General features: G+C 34.4%; 25 protein-coding genes. 6 read left to right on the forward strand and 19 right to left on the reverse strand.

Annotation, left to right across the window (positions count from 1 at the left end):
- Window positions 1-129 precede the first annotated feature (129 nt).
- The 3 genes from ACXY7N_RS02730 to ACXY7N_RS02740 all read left to right on the forward strand — a co-directional run bounded on the left by ACXY7N_RS02730 (window position 130) and on the right by ACXY7N_RS02740 (window position 2999).
- Complete coding sequence (locus ACXY7N_RS02730; protein WP_016088218.1) at window positions 130-999, forward strand: hypothetical protein; 870 nt, start codon at window positions 130-132, stop codon at window positions 997-999.
- A 208-nt stretch (window positions 1000-1207) separates the two neighbouring features.
- Window positions 1208-2515, forward strand: a complete 1308-nt coding sequence (locus ACXY7N_RS02735) for a hemolysin family protein (RefSeq protein ID WP_016088219.1) — start codon at window positions 1208-1210, stop codon at window positions 2513-2515.
- Window position 2516: 1 nt separating this feature from the next.
- Entirely contained in the window at window positions 2517-2999 is a 483-nt protein-coding gene (locus tag ACXY7N_RS02740) for a DUF456 domain-containing protein (protein WP_016088220.1), read from the forward strand.
- A 24-nt stretch (window positions 3000-3023) separates the two neighbouring features.
- Here the strand turns inward: ACXY7N_RS02740 and ACXY7N_RS02745 are convergent, their stop codons facing one another.
- From ACXY7N_RS02745 to cls, 4 genes are all read right to left on the reverse strand, one after another.
- Window positions 3024-3644: an NAD(P)-dependent oxidoreductase gene (locus ACXY7N_RS02745; RefSeq protein WP_088083627.1), complete on the reverse strand. Its 621-nt coding sequence runs from the start codon at window positions 3642-3644 to the stop codon at window positions 3024-3026.
- Between the two features lie 120 nt (window positions 3645-3764).
- Window positions 3765-3944, reverse strand: a complete 180-nt coding sequence (locus tag ACXY7N_RS02750) for a hypothetical protein (RefSeq protein ID WP_016088222.1) — start codon at window positions 3942-3944, stop codon at window positions 3765-3767.
- Between the two features lie 182 nt (window positions 3945-4126).
- A complete protein-coding gene (locus ACXY7N_RS02755; RefSeq protein WP_016088223.1) occupies window positions 4127-4585 on the reverse strand; it encodes a spore coat protein in 459 nt (152 codons plus the stop codon).
- Window positions 4586-4616: 31 nt separating this feature from the next.
- Entirely contained in the window at window positions 4617-5801 is a 1185-nt protein-coding gene (cls, locus tag ACXY7N_RS02760; protein WP_116349068.1) for a cardiolipin synthase, read from the reverse strand.
- A 160-nt stretch (window positions 5802-5961) separates the two neighbouring features.
- Here cls and ACXY7N_RS02765 point away from each other — a divergent pair, with 160 nt between their 5' ends.
- Window positions 5962-6048 carry a YjcZ family sporulation protein gene (locus ACXY7N_RS02765; RefSeq protein ID WP_000505094.1) on the forward strand — a complete coding sequence of 29 codons (87 nt, stop codon included), beginning with the start codon at window positions 5962-5964 and terminating at the stop codon, window positions 6046-6048.
- A gap of 126 nt (window positions 6049-6174) precedes the next feature.
- Here the strand turns inward: ACXY7N_RS02765 and ACXY7N_RS02770 are convergent, their stop codons facing one another.
- The 8 genes from ACXY7N_RS02770 to cotH form a co-directional block, all read right to left on the reverse strand.
- Window positions 6175-6681, reverse strand: a complete 507-nt coding sequence (locus tag ACXY7N_RS02770; protein ID WP_000141167.1) for an acyl-CoA thioesterase — start codon at window positions 6679-6681, stop codon at window positions 6175-6177.
- Window positions 6682-6800: 119 nt separating this feature from the next.
- The gene (locus tag ACXY7N_RS02775) at window positions 6801-7670 is read right to left on the reverse strand and encodes a TIGR03943 family putative permease subunit (RefSeq protein WP_016088225.1); all 870 of its coding nucleotides are present in this window, start codon (window positions 7668-7670) and stop codon (window positions 6801-6803) included.
- Between the two features lie 3 nt (window positions 7671-7673).
- Entirely contained in the window at window positions 7674-8570 is an 897-nt protein-coding gene (locus ACXY7N_RS02780) for a permease (RefSeq protein WP_000418724.1), read from the reverse strand.
- A gap of 198 nt (window positions 8571-8768) precedes the next feature.
- The gene (locus ACXY7N_RS02785; protein ID WP_000932392.1) at window positions 8769-9710 is read right to left on the reverse strand and encodes a magnesium transporter CorA family protein; all 942 of its coding nucleotides are present in this window, start codon (window positions 9708-9710) and stop codon (window positions 8769-8771) included.
- 183 nt (window positions 9711-9893) lie between these two features.
- Window positions 9894-11273 carry a putative polysaccharide biosynthesis protein gene (locus ACXY7N_RS02790; protein ID WP_088083626.1) on the reverse strand — a complete coding sequence of 460 codons (1380 nt, stop codon included), beginning with the start codon at window positions 11271-11273 and terminating at the stop codon, window positions 9894-9896.
- Window positions 11274-11370: 97 nt separating this feature from the next.
- Complete coding sequence (gene uptA / locus ACXY7N_RS02795; protein ID WP_000881208.1) at window positions 11371-11973, reverse strand: undecaprenyl phosphate transporter UptA; 603 nt, start codon at window positions 11971-11973, stop codon at window positions 11371-11373.
- Window positions 11974-12077: 104 nt separating this feature from the next.
- Window positions 12078-12695 carry an NUDIX hydrolase N-terminal domain-containing protein gene (locus tag ACXY7N_RS02800; protein ID WP_016088229.1) on the reverse strand — a complete coding sequence of 206 codons (618 nt, stop codon included), beginning with the start codon at window positions 12693-12695 and terminating at the stop codon, window positions 12078-12080.
- A gap of 105 nt (window positions 12696-12800) precedes the next feature.
- Entirely contained in the window at window positions 12801-13877 is a 1077-nt protein-coding gene (gene cotH, locus ACXY7N_RS02805; RefSeq protein WP_088083625.1) for a spore coat protein CotH, read from the reverse strand.
- 181 nt (window positions 13878-14058) lie between these two features.
- Here cotH and exsB point away from each other — a divergent pair, with 181 nt between their 5' ends.
- Window positions 14059-14637, forward strand: coding sequence for an exosporium protein ExsB (gene exsB, locus ACXY7N_RS02810; RefSeq protein WP_016088231.1), 579 nt, complete (start codon window positions 14059-14061; stop codon window positions 14635-14637).
- 45 nt (window positions 14638-14682) lie between these two features.
- Here exsB and ACXY7N_RS02815 read toward each other — a convergent pair whose 3' ends face one another.
- From ACXY7N_RS02815 to ACXY7N_RS02840, 6 genes are all read right to left on the reverse strand, one after another.
- The gene (locus ACXY7N_RS02815; RefSeq protein WP_016088232.1) at window positions 14683-15294 is read right to left on the reverse strand and encodes a phosphoserine phosphatase 1; all 612 of its coding nucleotides are present in this window, start codon (window positions 15292-15294) and stop codon (window positions 14683-14685) included.
- A gap of 14 nt (window positions 15295-15308) precedes the next feature.
- Window positions 15309-15854 (reverse strand): short-chain dehydrogenase, encoded by a 546-nt coding sequence (locus ACXY7N_RS02820; RefSeq protein WP_016088233.1) that lies wholly within the window; start codon window positions 15852-15854, stop codon window positions 15309-15311.
- Window positions 15855-15868: 14 nt separating this feature from the next.
- Entirely contained in the window at window positions 15869-16285 is a 417-nt protein-coding gene (fosB, locus tag ACXY7N_RS02825) for a FosBx1 family fosfomycin resistance bacillithiol transferase (RefSeq protein WP_016088234.1), read from the reverse strand.
- 58 nt (window positions 16286-16343) lie between these two features.
- Window positions 16344-18005 (reverse strand): peptide ABC transporter substrate-binding protein, encoded by a 1662-nt coding sequence (locus ACXY7N_RS02830; RefSeq protein WP_016088235.1) that lies wholly within the window; start codon window positions 18003-18005, stop codon window positions 16344-16346.
- 76 nt (window positions 18006-18081) lie between these two features.
- Complete coding sequence (locus tag ACXY7N_RS02835) at window positions 18082-19089, reverse strand: DUF2628 domain-containing protein (RefSeq protein WP_080118010.1); 1008 nt, start codon at window positions 19087-19089, stop codon at window positions 18082-18084.
- 7 nt (window positions 19090-19096) lie between these two features.
- Entirely contained in the window at window positions 19097-19549 is a 453-nt protein-coding gene (locus ACXY7N_RS02840) for a methylated-DNA--[protein]-cysteine S-methyltransferase (protein ID WP_016088237.1), read from the reverse strand.
- 133 nt (window positions 19550-19682) lie between these two features.
- Between ACXY7N_RS02840 and namA the strand changes: the two genes are divergently transcribed.
- Window positions 19683-20720: an NADPH dehydrogenase NamA gene (namA, locus tag ACXY7N_RS02845; protein ID WP_016088238.1), complete on the forward strand. Its 1038-nt coding sequence runs from the start codon at window positions 19683-19685 to the stop codon at window positions 20718-20720.
- Window positions 20721-20749: 29 nt separating this feature from the next.
- Here namA and ACXY7N_RS02850 read toward each other — a convergent pair whose 3' ends face one another.
- Window positions 20750-21409, reverse strand: a complete 660-nt coding sequence (locus ACXY7N_RS02850) for an oxidoreductase (protein WP_016088239.1) — start codon at window positions 21407-21409, stop codon at window positions 20750-20752.
- Window positions 21410-21421 lie beyond the last annotated feature (12 nt).

Below are 21421 nucleotides of genomic sequence, written 5' to 3' on the forward strand. Positions count from 1 at the left end.
ATTCACTTATCTCATACAACCTCAAACATTCTCTCTAAATTTCTTTAAGAAAAATATATTGTAACTTACACTGAAAAAAGCTAAAATAAGAATAAGAATTTTCTGAATATTCTAAGAGTAGGTGATTACATGTCTTTATTGCGCTCACATATATGTAAATTTATAGTTGGTGTTCTCATTATATTTATTATTAGTCCTATTCCAGCATTATTCATTACACATAAATACACATACTTAACTGGCTTTATAAGCATTTTTCATAACTTCGCACAACTTTCTTCTATGACAATTCCAAAAATTGATTGGATGCACGAATCTATCTTTTTCTCAGCAAATCAGTCGGTACATACTTCTAATCATTCTACACCGTTATTCCCTTACATATGGGAAATATATTTTTTATCGATTGTTCGTTTTACCTTTACTCTTGCGATCGGATTCTTCATCAGTTTAGGAATCGGCCATTTATTTTTTAAAGCACCTCATTCGGTTAAAAAGTTCACTTCTTTATTAAAATGGATTCCTTACTCTTTTTGTACTGTATTATTACAATGCTCAGTCCTACTACTACTCCTATACATCACAAAATTTATAAAGCTTCCTTACTACTCATCTTTTATCATCGTTTGTAGCACTTCCATGATTATCGTTATGCAAGCAATAAAAAAATGGATTCCTTTCTTAAGTAACACAAATGAATATGAAATAAAACAATCTTCTTTCCTTGTAGACACATTGTTTTTGGCGCTTACTTCGAATCATAAATCTATTCTAGGTTCCATTATTCTTTCATTCATTTTTATGGAATGCGTTTTTCACGCAAGCGGACTATTGCAATTTATCGTTCAATTCGGCGGAAATGCACCTATTATTGTTACAATTAGCTTATTGCTTTTGTATATCCCGTATTGCATACTCTCATTCCTTCAAACACTATGGACAACAAACCACTTTAAACAACAATCATACGCTTTAACGAGAAGTATTCCAAAACCTTAATTTGAAATAGCCCTCTAGAATCTGAAAGTAGGGGGTTATTCCTTTTGTATAGCGGACAAAATAATAGCAAATTCAAAAACTATTGCAGAAACATACCAATATTTACCCTTTTTCTTTGACTATTCTTTTCGTTTGGATTTATTATAAAAGTATAACATAATTGCAGGAGGTGACATCTTTATTCCAAACTACGGAATAGAGAACACACTTGGACATATTAAATATTTTTCTCATCTTTGTACTTATCCTTATTTCCGGCTTTTTCGTTGCATCAGAATTCGCTGTTGTAAAAGTACGAAAAAGTCGAATTGACCAGCTTGCAAATGAAGGCAATAAACAAGCTTTAGCTGCAAGAAGTGTCATATCTAATTTAGATGTTTATTTATCAGCTTGTCAGCTCGGGATTACGATTACTTCTTTAGGGCTTGGTTGGCTTGGTGAACCGACTGTGGAACATTTACTACGACCGCTCTTTGAAAAGATTAATATTACTGGAACAATGGCGAATACTTTATCCTTTATTATCGCTTTTAGTGTTATTACATTTTTCCATGTTGTATTAGGTGAATTAGTTCCAAAGTCTTTCGCAATTCAAAGGGCAGAAGCAATCACACTTAAGTTTGCACGACCACTTATTTTATTTGATAAAATTATGTATCCATTTATTTGGCTACTTAATAGTACAGCTATCTTTTTCACAAAACTACTCGGTTTAGAGCCTGCGAAAGAAAATGAACTTGCCCATTCTGAAGAGGAATTAAGACTCATTTTAGGTGAAAGTTTCAAAAGCGGCGAAATAAACCAAACCGAATATAAATATGTAAATAATATTTTTGAATTTGACGACCGGGTCGCGAAAGAAATTATGGTCCCTCGTACAGAAATGATTTGCTTATCTACTGAAAATACGTTAGAAGAAAATATGGATATCGTCGCAACTGAAAAGTATACACGCTATCCTATTATCGAAAAAGATAAAGATGATATTATCGGTATGATCAATACGAAAGAAGTATTTCACGATCAAACGAAGGGCATTCATAAGCCGCTTGAATCATACATACATCCAGTACTAACTGTATTTGAAACCGTTCCAATTCGCAAAACGTTAGTACATCTACAAAAAAATCGTGTTCAGATGGCAATCGTTATGGATGAATACGGTGGTACTGCTGGACTCTTAACAATGGAAGATATTCTTGAAGAGATTATTGGAGAAATTCAAGATGAGTTCGATGCGGATGAATCACCTATGATTGAAAAACGCACGCCGAAGCTTACTGTTTTAGATGGGAAGGTGCTCATTTCTGAAGTAAATGATATGTTTGGCCTACATATTGATGATAGTGATTTAGATACAATTGGCGGCTGGCTACTCTCTCAAGCAGTTGACTTAAATATTGAGGCTGGTTATTCTATTGAATTTGCTGGTTTTCAATTTAAAGCACTAGAACTTGATGGACATCAAGTGAAAAAAATTGCGGTACATAAATTAGACACGAAGAAGGAGTTATAAAGTGACAGTATTATTAACAATCTGTATCATTGCCTGTTTCATTGTTTCATTTCTCGCCTTTATTTATCCTATAATCCCAGGAATCCTTGCTGTCTGGGCTGGATATTTAATTTATCATTTTGGCATAAATGGCGGAGAACTAACAACTTCCTTTTGGATTATTCAAGTCATTTTCACACTATTCATTTTCGTTGCTGATTTTATTGCAAATGGATATTTCTTAAAGAAATACGGGAGTTCTAAATGGGGCGAGCGTGTCGGGATGATTTCAATCATTGTCGGATCGTTCTTCTTCCCACCATTTGGTCTTATTATCATCCCGTTCTTATCGGTATTTATAACAGAACTAATGCATAAAAAAGCGCCAAAAGACGCTTTTCTAGTAGGAGTTGCTACTGTAGTTGGTTTTTTAAGCAGTACAGTAGCGAAAGCCATTCTCCAAATCATTATGATTATCATATTTGTATGTTATATTATCTTTTAACCATCCCATTTTCGGGATGGTTTTTTAATATGAAATACCTACTCGACTATTCTCATATTTGTTTTTACTGCACAGATTCCACGTAAATTGCGCTGTATCACCAACTGTTATTTTTGCTCCTCCTTCTGGTAATACATCTTTTTCAGCTCGATATACCCCTGTCACATCACCGTCTATTAAATGCGTCGGACAAACGACTGTCCAACATAAATTACTACTACTAAGTATCTTGTATGCAGCTAAATGATCTTCTGCTGCTGTTGTCGTTTTCCTTTTTGATTCCGTTGATTGAAAACGATATAAATTTAGATTTGTCCTTGCTTGTAAAATACCTGCTGTTCCTATTGTAATAATCTTATAAACCCCTTCTTCTTCCATTTGCTTTATAATTTGTGGCATACTCTTCGCTAACGTTCCATTTTGATCAGTTCCAAGTGCACTAATTACTATATCGCTTCCTTCTATCGCGTTCTTTATATCATTTTCATTCAGTACATTACCTTCTATAACTCGTAACCTTTCATGATTTATTTCTATTCTATTTAAATCACGCGCTAACGCAGTCACTTCAGCTGAATCTTTTAATGCCAATTTTATAATTTTTGAACCTACTCGACCTGTTGCTCCCAATATACATACTTTCATTTGTTATCCCCTCTTTCTCTCTTTCTCTCTTTCTTTCCCTCTTTCTCTATTTTTCAATAATCTTAATCAATTTACAACAAAAAAGCTTCCTCATGTATAAGAGGAAGCTCTATTATTACTTTATTTCTTTTCTTTAGAATCTGTAGACTTCTCAGTTTTGCTTGTTTCTTTATCCTTTTTGTCCTCTTGTTGTGTTGTTGTACCGTCTTCTTTCTTCTTGTCCTCATCTTTACTACAACCTACCATTAATAAAGAACTTGCAAGTGCCATAGCAGTTATTGATTTAACCCATTTGTTCATTTGCGTTTCCTCCTTGTGATAGAATATGTACAACCCCATATTACTCTCTATTTTTAAAGGAAAGATTGAAAAATAGTAAATAAACGGTAAATATTTGTAAATTTTCTGATAATAAACATAGACACTTAGTCTTTTTTCTCCATGAAAAAAAACTAAGGCGCCTATCTTTCCACCTTAGTTTCTTATGCAAACTTCTCATTTTCATATACATGTTCAATCTTATACTCTTTCTTCACAACATATTGCCATACACTATAGGCATAACGGTTCATTTTCAAGAAGCAATTTTCTAAAAATGAACGGAATTCTGGATTTGCAACTTCAACTGCCACTTGAGCAAACTTTAATGCTAGCCGTTTTAAATGCGAAATATAGCAAGTTGCAATATAAATATCCCCTGTATACTTACTATTAGTTTCCTTTTCCATTTCATGAAAATGAAATGAAATTGGTTCACAAGTTATTTGCTGTACATTCTCTCCTTCTTGAAAATTAACTTGTTCATTATATGCTTGCAACATATATGGTAAATGATGCTGTAATAGCTCCTTTAATTCTTCGTCTCTTACCTCTCCTGTATACTCCCCAACCTTATATATAAGCATATAACTATACCTCATTAATTCTTTCATACAATCCATGAAAGTGCCTCCCATCTCTTTTGTCTATATACTATAAATATGATGCTATAACATTTGCTATTCTTGCTAAAAACCAATCCCATTTACTAATTTTCTCAAAATCTTCTTCTGAAAATCTTTTTGATTTATGAAAGTCTTCTTTTAATCGGTTCCATACATCAGCAACAACTGTTTTATCATATATGACACAGTTAGATTCACAATTTAAATAAAAACTTCTATTATCAAAATTCGCTGTACCTATATCAACAATCTCTCCATCAATGATTGTTACTTTCCCGTGAAAAAAACCATTCCGATATTGATAAATTTCTGCTCCAGCATGTTTCATCTCTTTCAAATGCGGATAGGCAGCTTGTTTCAACAATACCGCATCACTTTTAAATGGTACGAGAATTTTCACATTGACACCGCGGTTTAATGCATCTTTTAACTCTTTCATCATTTCTTTACTTGGTACAAAATATGGTGTAGCAATAATTAAATACTTTTTAGCCTGCTTTAAAAGCGCTCCATATTTTTCCCATAACCCTTTTCCATCTGAAAATAAATATTGATATTTTACATTCCCTATCGCAGGTAAGCTTTCATGTACAGGCATTTTTTCTCCTGTATCTTCTTTCCAATCATCAGCAAATTTTCTTTCCATATCCGTGGCACCATTCCCATTGACTCGTACATGATAATCACGCCACGGACCAAATTTCGGATCTTGTCCAAGATACTCCTTTCCGATGTTAAAGCCGCCGATATATGATACTTTTCCATCTATCGTAACGATGCGTCTATGATTCCGTTGATGCAACGAATAGAATATATTTTTCAGTTTAAGCTTTTTACTAAACGTAAACTGAACACCATTTCTTTTTAGTTGACGAATTATTTTCTTCTTCAGCTTATATCCACCTATTCGATCGACTGACAATTTCACTTCTACTCCGCTCGATGCCTTTTTCTTGAGTAACTGCAAAAACTCTTGGCTTATTTCATCTTTACCTACAATGTAAAAATGGACATATATGTACTTTTCTGCATTATGTATATCCTCAAATAATTTCTTATATAACTCTTCACCGTTCGTATATAGTTGAAATTCACCTAATCGAATTTGTCCTAATTCATATTCACTAGCCATTTTTTTCCCCATTTCCACATCGATGTTCATCCATATGAATACACCTATTAAACAAAGGATTACAGCGAAAAAGTGCTTCATGGATATTTTCCTTTCTCCACTTACTGTTATTTCTATATCTTCCCTTTTTTAATACATTATCATTCAAGAAAATATGTCATTACATGATATATGTCCATATCAAACAATAGCTCATTTGCATATAGTATGTTGTATCTTAAAATAAAAGGAGGAAATAACAATGGGCTTCGCACATGGTAATGGATTCGCGCTATTAGTCGTATTATTTATCCTCTTAATCATCGTCGGTGCTGCTTGCTTCTGCTAAGTAGTTATCGTCATATGATATGTGGATGAAAAAACTATAAAAGCGGACACCTATTTTTAGGTGTCCGCTTTTCATATAAAAAACACTTCGGTCTGTTATAATACCTTTAACGACTACATATTCAACTCAAAAAGTTAGTAATGTGGCTACTTTCTTACTCTCTGCCTTACGTATATGACGTTGTTCTGCACGTAACACTGCAATACGATGTAATTCTTTCTCTTCTTCTGTTTCAGGGATTACTCGCGGCACAGGAACTGGATTATTTTCCTTACTAAGTGCAACAAAAGTAACAAAAGACGTTGCTGCGATACGCTTCTCACCTGAAATTAAATCTTCCGCTACTACCTTCACAAACACTTCCATAGAAGTTCTACCCGTCCAAATTACAAAGGATTCATAACTAACACAATCTGAAGAGCGAACAGGATGTAAGAAATCTACCCAATCCATAGATGCTGTGACACATTCTTTTCTTGCATGCCTTGTTGCTGAAATAGAAGCAACCATATCCATCTCGGCTAATATCTTTCCACCAAATAGCGTATTGTGATCATTTAAATCTGTTGGAAATACTCGGCTCGTTTTAAACACTCTGGATTCATTTGCTGTTTTTCCCTTTACTTCAGTCATTGTTATCACCCTTTTAATTATTTATCCCTGATATTTCAACCATCACTATACTAAATGAACTACACATTTAATATTAACAACATTCCGAACTTTTAGTCTATAAAAAAGAACCGATGTTATCAATCGGCTCCTCTAAATACATATTGTTCTTTCGGCTGTTCAACTTTATTCCATTTCGTTACTTCTAAAACAGGGATATTTGCATGGAACGGTTGATAAAATTCAGTAGAAATTTCTCCCTCTATTTGAATCCAATCATCGTTTTTCCATTCTACACCTTCTGGCTTTTTCACTAACATACCATATACACCAGAATCCGCTACACAATGTATAATACCAAAACGGAATAAGAAATATTGTTCTTTTTTAGAAGAATCATCTTTGAAAACAAACCCTTTAAAAGATAACTTTTTCCCAGTAAACTCGCCAGGATAATTATAAATTGTTTCCATTCCTTTTAAGAAATCCTCATCTTTTAAAGCAATATTGTCTTTCGTAACAAACTCTTTCTTCCCTTTTTCCATTACACCACGGTATCCTTCTTTTCCATAATAAATACTCGTGTCTGGTCTTAGGAATTGCCTTGTCATAAATGGATCTTTACTTTCCGCCTGTGCTACTGGAAAATGAAATCCCTTTGCTTTTACAATATCCGAATCTAGTGTCGCAATCGGGAAAAATAATCCTGAAATAATTGGGAAACAGAACAAAGTATAAGAAAATGTTCGTTTCCACCATGTATTTTCATCTTTTGAATGGTCGTGCCCACAATGACTATGATCACACCCACAATTGTGCTGTTCTTTTTCTTTTTGGTGTTCTTTTTGGAATACGATAATAATTTGAACGATCGTTAAAAAACCTAAAATAATAGCTGCTGTTGTTGATAAATAGGCATACTTCATATTGATATACTTCGTAATATTACCGGAAATATGAAGCTGCGCGATTAAGATTGTAAAACCTAATAATATATATGCTCGAAACATAACCTACCACCCCATCGCATAAATGAGTAGTGAGCTTGCATAAACAACAAGTGTAACTGTAACAGTAACGACAATTACAAATTTCGTTTTAAACGTCGCAAGCATCATAAACATATTTTTAATATCCACCATCGGTCCATATACGAGGAACGCGACCAGTGATGCTGTTGAAAAAGTACTTTGGAATGACGAAGCAATAAACGCATCCGCTTCTGAACACAGTGATAAAATGTAAGCAAGTCCCATCATAACAGCTGGTGAAGAGAACGGCCCTTGTCCTATAGCAAGAAGTGTTGAAGTTTGTACGAACGTTTGAACTGCCGCTGCAATTAACGCACCTAATACTAAATATTTTCCCATCGAGAAAAATTCCTCAACAGCATGCGTACATACATCCCACATTTTTTTACGTAATGGACGCTTATGATTCACTTCTGGGAAGTGATCATCTCGTAATTGATGTTCTTTAAACATAAATGATAATATAATTCCAACGATAATTGCTACGATAATCGCTACGATAGAACGATACCATACCATGTGCATACTACTTCCAAAGGCAACGTATGTTGCAAATAATACGACTGGATTAATAATTGGTCCAGTTAACATAAATGCAATCCCGGCATATGGCGGAACCCCTTTTCCGATTAATCGCCTTACAATCGGAACGATTCCACATTCACAGCCCGGAAACATCATACCTAAAAAAGTAGCCATTAAAACAGACAGGAAACGGTTTTTCGGCATCCATTTTGCTACCATATCTTCTGTTACAAACATTTGAATGAATCCTGAAATAAATACACCAATGAGCACAAAAGGAAGTGCTTCGATCAATATGGAGATAAAAATTGTATTCATTTGCAGGAATGCTTTCGGTAATTGAAACAATTCCATGATGTATTTCCTCCAACTTTTCATTAACAATATGTAATTTTAACCTCATTTTATGAATTGGACAAGACTTATACGGAATTCAACCCTTTCATATACATTACATTTTATAAGTTATATTCTATTCAAAATTTGGGATTTCATAGCAAAAAAGCTGCTCTAGCGCAGTTACACAACTATGCTAGAGCAGCTTTCTTCTCGTTAAAAGTAACGTTTCTTCCAAAAAACAAATGCTAATGTGAAAGATAGTGTTACACATATGATGAGTACAATTACAAAACCATGTGCTTCCCCTTCAAACGGAACCTTTACGTTCATTCCAAAGAAACTAGAAACCATCGTTGGTAACGATAAAATGATTGTAATAGACGTTAACAGTTTCATAACACTATTTAAATTATTTGATATAACGGAGCTAAAAGTATTCATCATTCCACTTAAAATGTGACTATATATTTCCGCCATTTCAATAGCCTGTTTATTTTCAATTAATACATCTTCTAATAAATCTTGATCGTCTTCATACATTTTTAAAAATGTACTGTTACGCATTAATTTTTGAATTACAATTTTATTCGCCTTTAATGATGTTGTAAAGTAAACTAAACTTTTTTCAAGGCCTAGCAATGTGAAAATCTCTTTATTTTTCATCGACTTATTTAATTGATGCTCTAAATCGATTGTTTTTCTGTTAATTTGCTTTAAGTATCTTAAATAATAAGTAGAAATCGTATATAAGAGCTGAAGTGCAAAGCGTGTCTTTTTAAACGTATAAAATTCTTTAATACGTTGATTAATAAAACGTTCAAAAATTGGGTTTTCTTCTAAGCAAATTGTAACAAAACAATCTGGCATTACAATCATACCTATTGGAATCGTGTCATAAATCGAATTTCCTTCTTCATCATGTCTAACTGTTGGAATATCCACGATAATTAAAGTATTATTATCTTCCTTTTCAATACGAGAGCGTTCTTCATCATCCAAAGGGTCTTTAATGAAATCTAAGTCTACATTTAAAGTTTGTACTAGATATTGAATTTCTTCTTCCGTTGGATGAAGTACATTAATCCAGCAACCCTTTTGCATTTCCTCAACCTCTTGTAGTTTTCCGTTTCGGTCTGTTAAATAAATATTTAACATACTATCACCCCGATTCTTTTTACATGTAGGAATCTACCTCTCTTACATAACAGTTTTTGAACCGCCATTCTCAGCATATGAAACATACGTTTAAATTTCAATAGAAAAATTATTTTGAAAACGTTTTTATAAGAAAAATATTCTAAACAAAGAAAAAGACAGAGTGCTCTCTGCCTTAAAAGCTTATGTTGCCTTTATAACATATTTAGAAAGCATCCACAAGTTAAAGCCAACTGAAATCGTATAACCAGCGTATGTTGAAATAATAAAACTTACATAATCGAAATACGGAAGCAGCACAATATTTAAAAATATCTTCACAATAATGCCAATACCTAATCCTAGCACTGTTTTCTGTTGTTGATTAATTCCTTGTAACATCGCAGCTGTTACTGTAAAAAGCGAAAATAGTATACAGGCAGGAGCATAATACTGTAATATAACTCTCCCCATCTCTGGATCATTTCCGGCACCAAATAAAAGCGTATATACTGGTTTTGCTAACACCATCATTCCAATTGCCGCTGGCACCGTAATACCTACTACTAATGCATTCGTCCTCGTAAAATGTTTGTACAGTAACTTCACATTCCCTGCTGTATATGCTTTTGTCATCTCAGGTACGAGAGACATACTAAAAGCGGTCGCAACGGAAACCGGGATAAGTACAACCATCTGGACAAGACCAATTATTGCATTAATCTTCTCCGCTTCTCCTTGCATATACCCTATTTGTATAAGTAGTTTATTAATTGTAAATGTATCAATCGTCTGATACAACGGAATTGCTAAACCTACCACAACAAACGGTATTGAATATGTAAAGAGCTCCTTATACAGTGAGAAAAAAGATTTCGTTGTTTGCGGTATACTTGCCATCTCTTTTTTCTTTAAGTGCTTTCTCCTTCTTATGTAATACGCACTTAAAACTGTTAATCCACCTATCGCTCCCATAAAGGCACCAAACGTTGAAATACCAACAGCCAACGAGACAGAAGCTTTTAAAATATATAAAACGACAAAACTTCCTATTAAAATAGTTAAGACCCGAAAAAATTGTTCTACAACTACACTTAAAGCAGAAGGCCCCATCGATTGGAATCCTTGAAAGAAACCCCTTAATAAACTCATTACTGGCACAAGTATTAACGCAAAACTCACAATTCGAATATTAGTAGTGACTGCCCCTACACTATTCCCCGTTTGATCATTTCCATCGATTACAAGTTTAGCCAAATGTGGAGCTAGCATATATAAAGCAAAACACGAAATAATTCCCATTATAAACATAAACACGATTCCACTTTTCAACACTCTCTTAACCGTATGATAATCATTCAGTTGATCATATTTTGATACCATTTTTGAAACTGCAAGTGGTAGTCCCATCGTCGCAATGCTGAGCATAATCGTATATGGACGATATGCATACGTGTATAAAACATATCCACTCGTACCGACCATTGCTGTAAATGGTATAACATATATAAACCCTAACATTTTTGATATCATCGTTGCCATCGTTAAAAATATCGTTCCACGTATAAACGGTGACCCTTTCATCACATTCCTCCGCTACGCTTTATTATTACACATTATGGACAACTCCTTTTCTTTAGAACCGAAACAAATAAAAAAAGCCAATGAAAAATCATTGACTTTAACGCGCTGCTTTTTTCTTTTTGAAATACTTTAAACCAAAATATAAGGCAACAAAGAGAACAGCTCCTATAATTATGTAATGTGTGTAATCAGATGCATACTCTTTAATATGTCGCCAATTTCCACCAAGCTTTTCACCTAAGTATATAAATAGTATTGACCATGGAATAATCGCAACTACTGTATACAGTGTAAATAGTTTTAATGGCATTTTAGCTAGTCCTGCTGGAATAGAGATTGCATGACGTACGACTGGGATAAAGCGTGCAGAAAAGATTACTCCTGCTCCGTAACGCTTAAACCAATTTTCTGCTATGTCTAAATGGTGTTTATTAATAAGTAGATATTTTCCATATTTCTCTACAACTGGACGTCCTCCATAGTATCCAAGCCAATATAAAAAGATTTGAGCTAAAGTACCACCGATTGTTCCAGCAATAACTGCACCGACAAAGCTAATTTTACCATCTGCGACTAAAAAGCCAGCATACGAAAGTACAATTTCACTCGGGATAATTTCAATCATTAAAGCTAGCGCTACTCCAAAGTAACCTAAGCTTGCAAAAAATTGCAATAACTGATCTATTATGCTTGCTAACATTTTATTTTCTATCTCCTTTTTTCTTCACATACCATCCCATTATTACATAAAGGTTGCATTCTGCCAATATCTTCATTCCAACAATATCATCGGCATAAACATTATTAATCTATTACTATTTCTTTCAGTGGTTCTTTCATGTAGGCAAACATTTCTTTAATTTGCTCTTCTGTATTTCTAGCAATCGATAAATTAGGCAATTCATTCTCACCAAAAAACTCCACATCTTCTGTTTCAATACTAATTTTCTTTTCACCACCAATAATCTTACAGCCAATAAAAATTTTATATACGTGTGTTGCTGAAGGCGAAGGTTGATGTTTTTCTTTATCAAATATAGCGAGTAGCTTAAAATGATCAACTTCATAACCTGTCTCTTCTAAAACTTCTTTTGCTGCTACTTCTGTCGGCGTATAACCGATGTCAGCCCATCCACCTGGCAATGCCCATTTCCCATCGCTTTTTTCTTTCACAAATAATAACTTTTCATTTTGAAAAACAACTGCTCTTATATCAATTTTTGGTGTTTGATAGCCTGTCTCACTTGCAAATAACTTCTCTACAACTTCCCAATCTGTCTTTGTGTAATGTGACATCATCGAAATGGAAATATCCCGTAATTGTTGGAAACGCTCTATATCATACACATCCTTAGAATACGTTAAACCCGCTTGAGCTATAGATTGTATTTGTTTTACCCAATCAATCCATTTTACCTTCATGTTTCCACATCCCCATTCATTATTAAGTAAATATTACGTCAATTCCATTGATACCTCTTTATTATACAAAAAAAGAGATTGATAATGTTCCAATCTCCTTCAAAATTAATCCAATTCATGTAAATGATCTTGTATATACTTTCTTCTTTTATTTATATATTCCTCAATCATATTAGCTTCTTGATCAAATGTTTCTAATTTTTCTTTCATATATGGATCTTGTAGTAAATAAGGACGAATCGACTCACACAAACCTTCTACTTTCGGCATCATAAATGAAACGGTAAATTGTTCTTCTAATATTTCTTCCAAAATACTTCGGTATTGTTTTCTAAATACAGGTATATCTAACAATCTTGCACTTAACGTGTTATAACCTTGAATACGAATATATTCATGATTAAGTGGTCTCCCTTGGACATCTCGCCCCCAAGTCGCATCATAATCCCACGGTATCACTTCAAATAAATTCGTTTCATCGTTATGATATAGTGCATAGTTATGAACGAAACCATCAAAGTTTTGTGTGAAAATAACGCCAGCTAACCATCGTAAATATTTATCAACATGCAAAAACTTCCCAATTTCTTTTTCATAAGATTCCCTCGACAAAGTATTCGCTTGGAATACAAATTCACTCAATTGTTCTTCACTATTTTCATTCGAATATTTAAATTCATAACCCGCAAATAGCTCGGTCTTAACATCTTTATCTCTCTCACTCATTAAAGAAAAATTCGCATCATCATCTATCGCATAATAAATAGAACCACTCGGTAATCCTCTATTTTTCAAAAAGTTTTCATCAACTGATTCTAACTGTAAATATACACCTTGAATTTGACCATTAATTTTTATAAACACATGTTGTGATTTTGGTGAAAGTACACCAATATCATGAAAAAAGTCTAAAGATAATTTGTTTCGTATGAGAGACGGATCCATAAACTCAGAATTTAAATGAATTTCTTTCGCACCTTGAAATTTTTTCGGTTTATAAAACATAACATGATAAGACTTTTTCTCAAACTCACGAATATGAGCCCCCCGGTATACGATATCAATGTCATACTTCTTTTTTCCATAAGTTAATTTTGCTGGCACTGGACTGTCTGACCAAATTTCTTTTTTCAATTCCACTAGGTTCATTGGATGAATAAAAAAATCATATGAAGGTAGCATATTTTCTCATCCCTTCTCAGTTCTCTTCATTCAATGTATGCACCTTGCCTTGTCCATACATCCGCTATCATCTATTTATATAAAATTACACTCTTGTCCTGTTCAGAAAGACTTCATATCTCATATCATGTTAAGGAAAAAGAATACCTTTTCAACTTAATACATGATAAGGAGGATTTCTATGAAACGTGATATTAGAAAAGCGGTTGAAGAAATCAAAAGTGCTGGGATGGAGGATTTTTTACATCAAGATCCAAGTGCTTTTGAGTGCGATGATGATAAATTCTCTCATCATCGATGTACAACAGGATGTAAATGTACAACTGGGGGTAAATGTCCAAGAACAAGATGTACTCGTGTGAAACATTGTACGTTCGTTACAAAATGTACGCATGTAAAAAAATGGACATTTGTTACGAAATGCACTCGTGTACGCGTTCAAAAATGGACGTTTGTTACGAAAGTAACGCGTAGAAAAGAATGCGTTTTAGTTACGAAAGTGACGCGTAGGAAACATTGTACGTTCGTTACAAAATGCATACGCTTTGAAAAGAAATTTTTCTGGACAAAACGAAGCTTCTGTAAAAAGTGCGAATTCTTCCCGCATAGAGACGGTCACTCATGCGATGATTCATGTGATCATGGCAGAGACTGTCACGATAATGGACACAAATGGAATGATTGCAAAGGCGGACATAAATTCCCATCTTGCAAAAACAAGAAATTCGATCACTTCTGGTATAAAAAACGTAATTGCTAGTTTTTATGCCTACAAAAAAAGGCCGTTTTGCGGCCTTTTTTACGTTCATTGAAAATGACTTATATCTGCAAATTGCTTCACTTCACCTTTATCTTCTTCAAATTCTATTATACTTAGACTAGCACTATGCATAAATGGATCATCCCACACATTTTCTATTTCAATACCCGCAAAATGTCCTACAAGTAATTTTGCCGCTGCCGCATGAGAAACAATTAATATACTTTCTCCTTTATGCTTTTCTAAAAGAAGCTGTATCCCCTCAATTACCCTTTTATGAACGGCCTCAAAATTTTCTCCTGATGTTGACTGAAAAAGATGTGGCTCATACCAAAACAATTGTATTTCCTCTGGATATTGCCTTTCTATATCATCGATTGTCTGTCCTTCCCATTCACCCATGTTAATTTCATAAAAATGCTCATCCGCTATTATCGGTATATCACGATCGCCCTTTATTAACTCTGCAGTATGAAGGGTTCTTTCACTCGGACTACTATAGATCGCATGGATAGATAAATCTTTCATTCGGTCTCCTAATTGCTTTGCTTGTAACATACCATTTTCAGTTAAAGCAGAATTTTTCCGTCCTTGCATTCGTTTCGCTACATTCCATTCCGTCTCACCGTGCCTTGTTACATATACAGTTGTCTTCATTTCTCATTCCCCCCTTACCATGTTGGCCGCAATTCCCACGGTTCTACTCGTCCTACAATCCATTCATCACATTTACTCTCAATTCCTTTTATTACCCCATCCGATATTTCTTCATGGGTAAGCCATCTCCCGTATGTATCTTCTAATATAAAACCTAATATTATTCTATGGTAGCTACATCGCGTACCACCTATTTTTTGTGCGGGTATACGCGACGCTTTACTACCTAAAATATGAAAAACGTTGTATGTTTCAGACGACAAATCCAATTCTCTACAAATGAATGACAACGTATCCTTCGCACTTGCGTGTACCCATGCGACAACTAATGTTATTGGGCCATTCTGCACAATTGTGCTTTTAATAGCTAGCTTTACATCGTCATCATTATGATAATCTAACGGAAGACATGTGATACTTTCTGGCGCAGCACTCTCTCGCTTAACATTTTCTAATTTCACTTCATCTCGTCCAATAATAGAAACATGAAATCCTTGCTCACAAAGCCACATAGAAACTCTCTTTAGCATCCCTGTTCCACCAATTACTAGCGCATGCAACTTCTTCCCCCTCCTTAGTAAAATGTCATATGAGGTTTATCTTCCCTATAATAATTAAGTCGGTCTTGCAATGTCCCTGAATGAAACTCAAATTTGTGGCCGTCAGGATCAACAAAATATATGGACTTACAATCCCTTACATCGCGTTCTCTTCCTTGTAAAATATGAACATCGTTTTCTTCTAATCGTTGCAGTAGGCGTTCAAAGTCTTTCTGTTCAACTGAAAACGCAATATGCGTATAAGATTGATGAATCTCATTTCTCGGAATATGTGTTTCTTCATTAAGTGCTACCCATACCCCACATATATGAAAATACGCAAGTTTTCTCCCTTTAACTAATAATTCTCCTTCTAGTACTTTTTCGTAAAATATAATAGATTTTTCTAAATTAGACACTGAAAAACAAAGATGATTGATTCCCTTTAACAACTCTAATTCCTCCTATACAAATAAAAGATGAGCGAAAATTCACTCATCTTTTATTATACTATTTCTTTGTAATATATGCCCATTTATAACTGAAGTCCCCACCAAACGTATGATTCGCAATACCTTTTACGTATGGCTTCTCTAAGTAAGCCGTACTTTGTTGGTACGTAGGAGAAATGGCAGCATCTTGACCAATTAAGATTTTTTCAGCTTCTGCAAGGGCATTCCAGCGTGCTTTATCATCTTTTAATAGCTCTCCTTTTGATTTCGCTACTAAATCATCATACTTCGGATTAGAATAATCCATTTCATTAAATGAGCTTCCAGTAACAAACATATCAATATAAGTCATTGGATCTGGATAGTCCGGACTCCATGCAGATAATGAGAATTCATATTCAAATTTCTTTTCTAACTCTAGCTTTTGCTTATATGGTTGTTGTTTCAAATTCACTTTAATACCAGGTAAATTTTTCTCTAACTCTTCTTTAATAAAGTCACCCACTTTTTTACGGCTACCGTTATCATCATTTAGAAATTCTACTGTAATTGTATCTTGGCCAAGCTCTTTCTTCGCTTCTTCCCATAATTTTTTTGCTTTTTCAGCATTATCTTTGCTGTCACGGAAATTTTTATTTACAGTACGGAAATCTTTCCCATCTGGTCCTGTCGTAAATTTCTCAGGTACTAAGAAATATGCTGGTAATGATCCGTCATTTAAAATAACATTTGCAATTCCTTTTTTATCGTATGCCAGATCAATCGCTTCACGAACTTTTTGATTTTTAAACGTTGCATTTTTCTGGTTAAAACGTAAGAAATACATACGTGGATCTAACTTCGTTTTAAATTCATCCGGCTTATTCTTTTTATACTTATCAACAAATTCAGAACTTAAAATAACACGGTCCGCTTGATCACTATCATATAAGTTTACTCCCGTGCTCGTTTCCTTCACAATATTTACATTAATTTCTTCTAACTTCACAGTATCTTTATCCCAATAATTAGGGTTTTTCTTTAACTGATAACTTCGTTCATGTTTCCATTCACTCATCGTAAATGGTCCATTATATAATAGTTTATCTGCTTCTAATGCATATTTATCCCCTTGCTCTTTCACATATTTTTCATTTAATGGGAAAAATGTAGGGAATGACGTAAGTTCAAGAAAATAAGGTGCTGGTTGCTCTAATTCTACTACCAACGTTTTATCATCCTTCGCTTTAACACCCAATTGATCTGATGGTAATTCTCCTTTATTTACTTTCTGTGCATTTTTCACATCAAATAAAATAAATGCATATTCTGCCGCTATTGCTTTATCTAATGTACGTTGCCATGCATATACAAAATCTTGTGCTCGAACTGGATCACCATTTGACCATTTCGCATCACGTAATTCAAATGTATATGTCTTTTTATCTTCACTAATCTTCACATCTTTTGCCATGCCTGGTGTTGGTTTATTATCCTTATCTAAACGATATAACCCTTCCATTGCATTTACAAAGGCACGGAATGATACAGAGTCTGTTGATTTTGATGTATCCATTGAAGGGATTTCTGCTGTTTCTAGTAAGTTTAATACTTGCTTATCTGCTGCTCCCTTACCTGCTTCTTTCTTCGTTGTAGATGCCTTCTCCCCATTTCCGCAACCTGCAACTAATACACTAGTCGATAATGCAACTGCAGCAATCGTTGTTACCTTTCTCTTCATTCTTCCTTCCCCCAATCTATATGTATAAATGAAAGCCAGTATAATATATATTATTATACAAAAGATTCAGATTATTTCAAATACTATTTTTGTACACTAAAAAAAGAAGTGGATAGAGAGCCCTTCTATCCACTTCTTTTTCTTTTACTTGTAATCCATCCTCTATATCAAATGGGTTTTGAACTTTAAATATTTCGTCCATTATCTTCAAAAATTCTTCCTCATTTTTAGATTCTCCATTAATCATAAGTGAGTACGGCTCAATCTCACCTAATTTATAATCAACAACAAATTGGATTGTCACCTTTTTCCTTGGCATATCAGGACTATATCCTTCGAATTCTACCAATTCTAATCCTTCCGTTCCACGATAATATACCCAACCTGGATTTCTAAAGTAACTTTCAAACGATTCACCAATGGAAAAGAACGGATATTCATAAAGCGAGCTTGTACGAACTTTTTGAATAATATCTCGATCAGTCGGGAAAAAGAAATGGCTGAAAAAAATACTAGCAATCGCTAAAATCGTAACGATTGTCGCTCCTACTTTACTCGTTCCACCACTATCACGAATGAGATAGTTTTCAACCGATGCATCTTGAATTCCCCGTGCTTTTATTCGATATATACGTCTTTCTGCAAATTGATAATATAATCCATTTGCAAAAATCCCCATCCCAAACAGAATAAAAATGAGTAACAGAAACGTAAGAGGCACCATATTAATGATTGGTAATGCTACGTTGAAGCCCATATAATAAGAAAATGCATCACACGCTACTAATAACAGTAAAAATAAAGCTGCAGGTAAATAGTACTTACGATATCCAAGCCAACCCACATTGAAAATAGCAGCCCAACCATTCCAGCTCCACCTAGCAATCCGTTTATCCTCAAGCTCCCATTTCCTTTTGTAATACGGATATTGTCTCCCTACATATACTTCTAACTCTTTGTCGATTAACGAGCTTCCATCGCCTTGTTCATTATGCAAAGTCCGCTGGCAACTTTCACAATTCAACTGATTTCCATCGCAAAGTTGCCCACAATTTATACAGTTCAAAACAATCCCTCTTCCCATCCATACGTCATTTCAAAATACCTTCGTGTTTTAATAACCACTCTTTCCTCCATAAACCACCCGCATATCCAACAAGCTTCCCGCTTTTCCCTATTACACGATGACACGGAACGATAATTGAAATCGGATTACGACTATTTGCTCCTCCTATCGCACGTACAGCTTTCGTATTTCCGACCTTCTCTGCAATATCTAAATATGAAGCACTTACGCCATAAGGAATAGTATAGAGCGCATCCCATACATTCTTTTGAAATGATGTTCCCTCAGCAGACAGCGGGACCGTGAACTCTTTTCTTTTCCCCTTAAAATATTCATCTAGCTCATTTATACATTGATCTATCATTTCATTTTTATGTTCTTCTTTTCTCTCATCAACAAATATAACAGACGTAATTCCATTATCATTCGCTGTAATTTCCAGCAAGCCTAATTCACTTTCATAATAAGCCTGGTACATATGTCATCCTCCAATTCAATTCATATTAGTTATTGTAACACGAATAGACAAAATTTTTCGTATAAGCGTTTTATTAGAGAAATAAAAAAGAGAATGCTACAATGTAAGAAAATTCAATCAAGGAGGCTTTTTGATGAATTCCAAACTTTTTTCACCTTATACAATTAAGGACGTTACGCTAAAAAACCGTATCGTTATGTCACCTATGTGCATGTATTCATCAGAGAATGAGGATGGCCAAGTAACGAATTTCCATCTCATTCATTATGGAACAAGAGCTGCCGGTCAAGTTGGTTTAGTAATGATTGAAGCAACAGCCGTGTTACCTGAAGGGCGAATTTCTAATAAAGACTTAGGTATTTGGGATGACTGTCTAATTGAAGGCTTACATAAAACGACAAGTTTTATACATGATAACGGTGCAAAAGCAGCCATTCAACTCGCTCACGCCGGAAGAAAAGCTGAATTAGAAACAAGTGCTTTTGCTCCATCAGCAATTCCGTTTAATGAAACTATGAAAATACCATTAGAAATGAGTATTCAGCAAATAAAAAATACCATATTAGCTTTTCAGAAGGCTGCAATACGATCTAAACAAGCTGGATTTGATGTTATTGAAATACATGGTGCCCACGGTTATCTTATAAATGAATTTCTTTCTCCACTTTCTAATAAACGAACTGATGAATATGGGGGCTCATCTGAAAATCGCTATCGTTTCTTACGTGAAATCATTGACTCGATAAATGAAGTTTGGAACGGACCGTTATTTGTTCGAATTTCAGCAAATGATTATCATCCTAATGGGTTAACAGTTCAAGATTACGTTCAGTATACAAAATGGATGAAAGAACAAGGGGTAGATTTAATCGATTGTAGTTCTGGAGCTGTTGTACCGGCACACATCGATGTATATCCCGGGTATCAAGTACAATACGCTAAACGTATTAAAGAGCATGCTAACATTGCAACTGGTGCAGTTGGATTGATTACGACTGGGTCTCAAGCAGAACAAATTTTAAATAATAATGAAGCAGATTTAATTTTTATCGGACGTGAGTTACTTCGCAATCCATACTTTCCAAGAATAGCCGCCAATGAACTTGGCTTTGAGTTACAAGAACCGTATCAATACAAGAGAGCACCGGGGAAAATCATTACAAATAAATAAAACCGAGAAGTCATTCTTCTCGGTTTTATTTATTCTATCGTTGTAATTTCATTTGAATTATAAATATGGATACCCGATTCTTCTCGCAATGCAGTTATATACATTCCTTTCGCCACATCTTTAGCTGAAATAGGTTTATACTTTTTGAAAGCCCCTTTAAATATAAAAGGAATAATACGAGATAACTTTTCAGCCATTCGTTCACCGAAACGAAATTCTTGTCGATTCCCTACTAATAAAGATGGCCTAAAGATGTGAATACCACCAATGACTAACTTTTGTAATTCCTCTTCCATTTTCCCTTTGACTTGTGAATAAAAGAAAAACGATTTAGGATTTGCTCCCATTGAGGACACAACAAGGAAGTTTTGCACCCCTTGTTTCTCAGCTAAACAAGCAGCTCGTAACGTATATTCATAATCTACTTTTTTGAAATTCACCTTTGTTTTTGCTTTTTTGATTGTTGTTCCTAGACAACTAAATACGTCATCTACAGCAAAAAACTCTTTATATTCCTCTAGCATCGAAAAATCTATTTGCTTTTGCTGTAACTTTTCATGTTGCCATTGCATTGGTTCTCTTACAAAAATAGTAACCGAATCGTAGTAATCTGATTCAAGTAATAGACGCGTTATCTCTTGTCCAACTAAACCACTTGCACCAAGTACTAACGCTGTTCGCTTATTCATATATGCATATAC

It is taken from the genome of Bacillus sp. 5w2 (assembly GCF_054353775.1).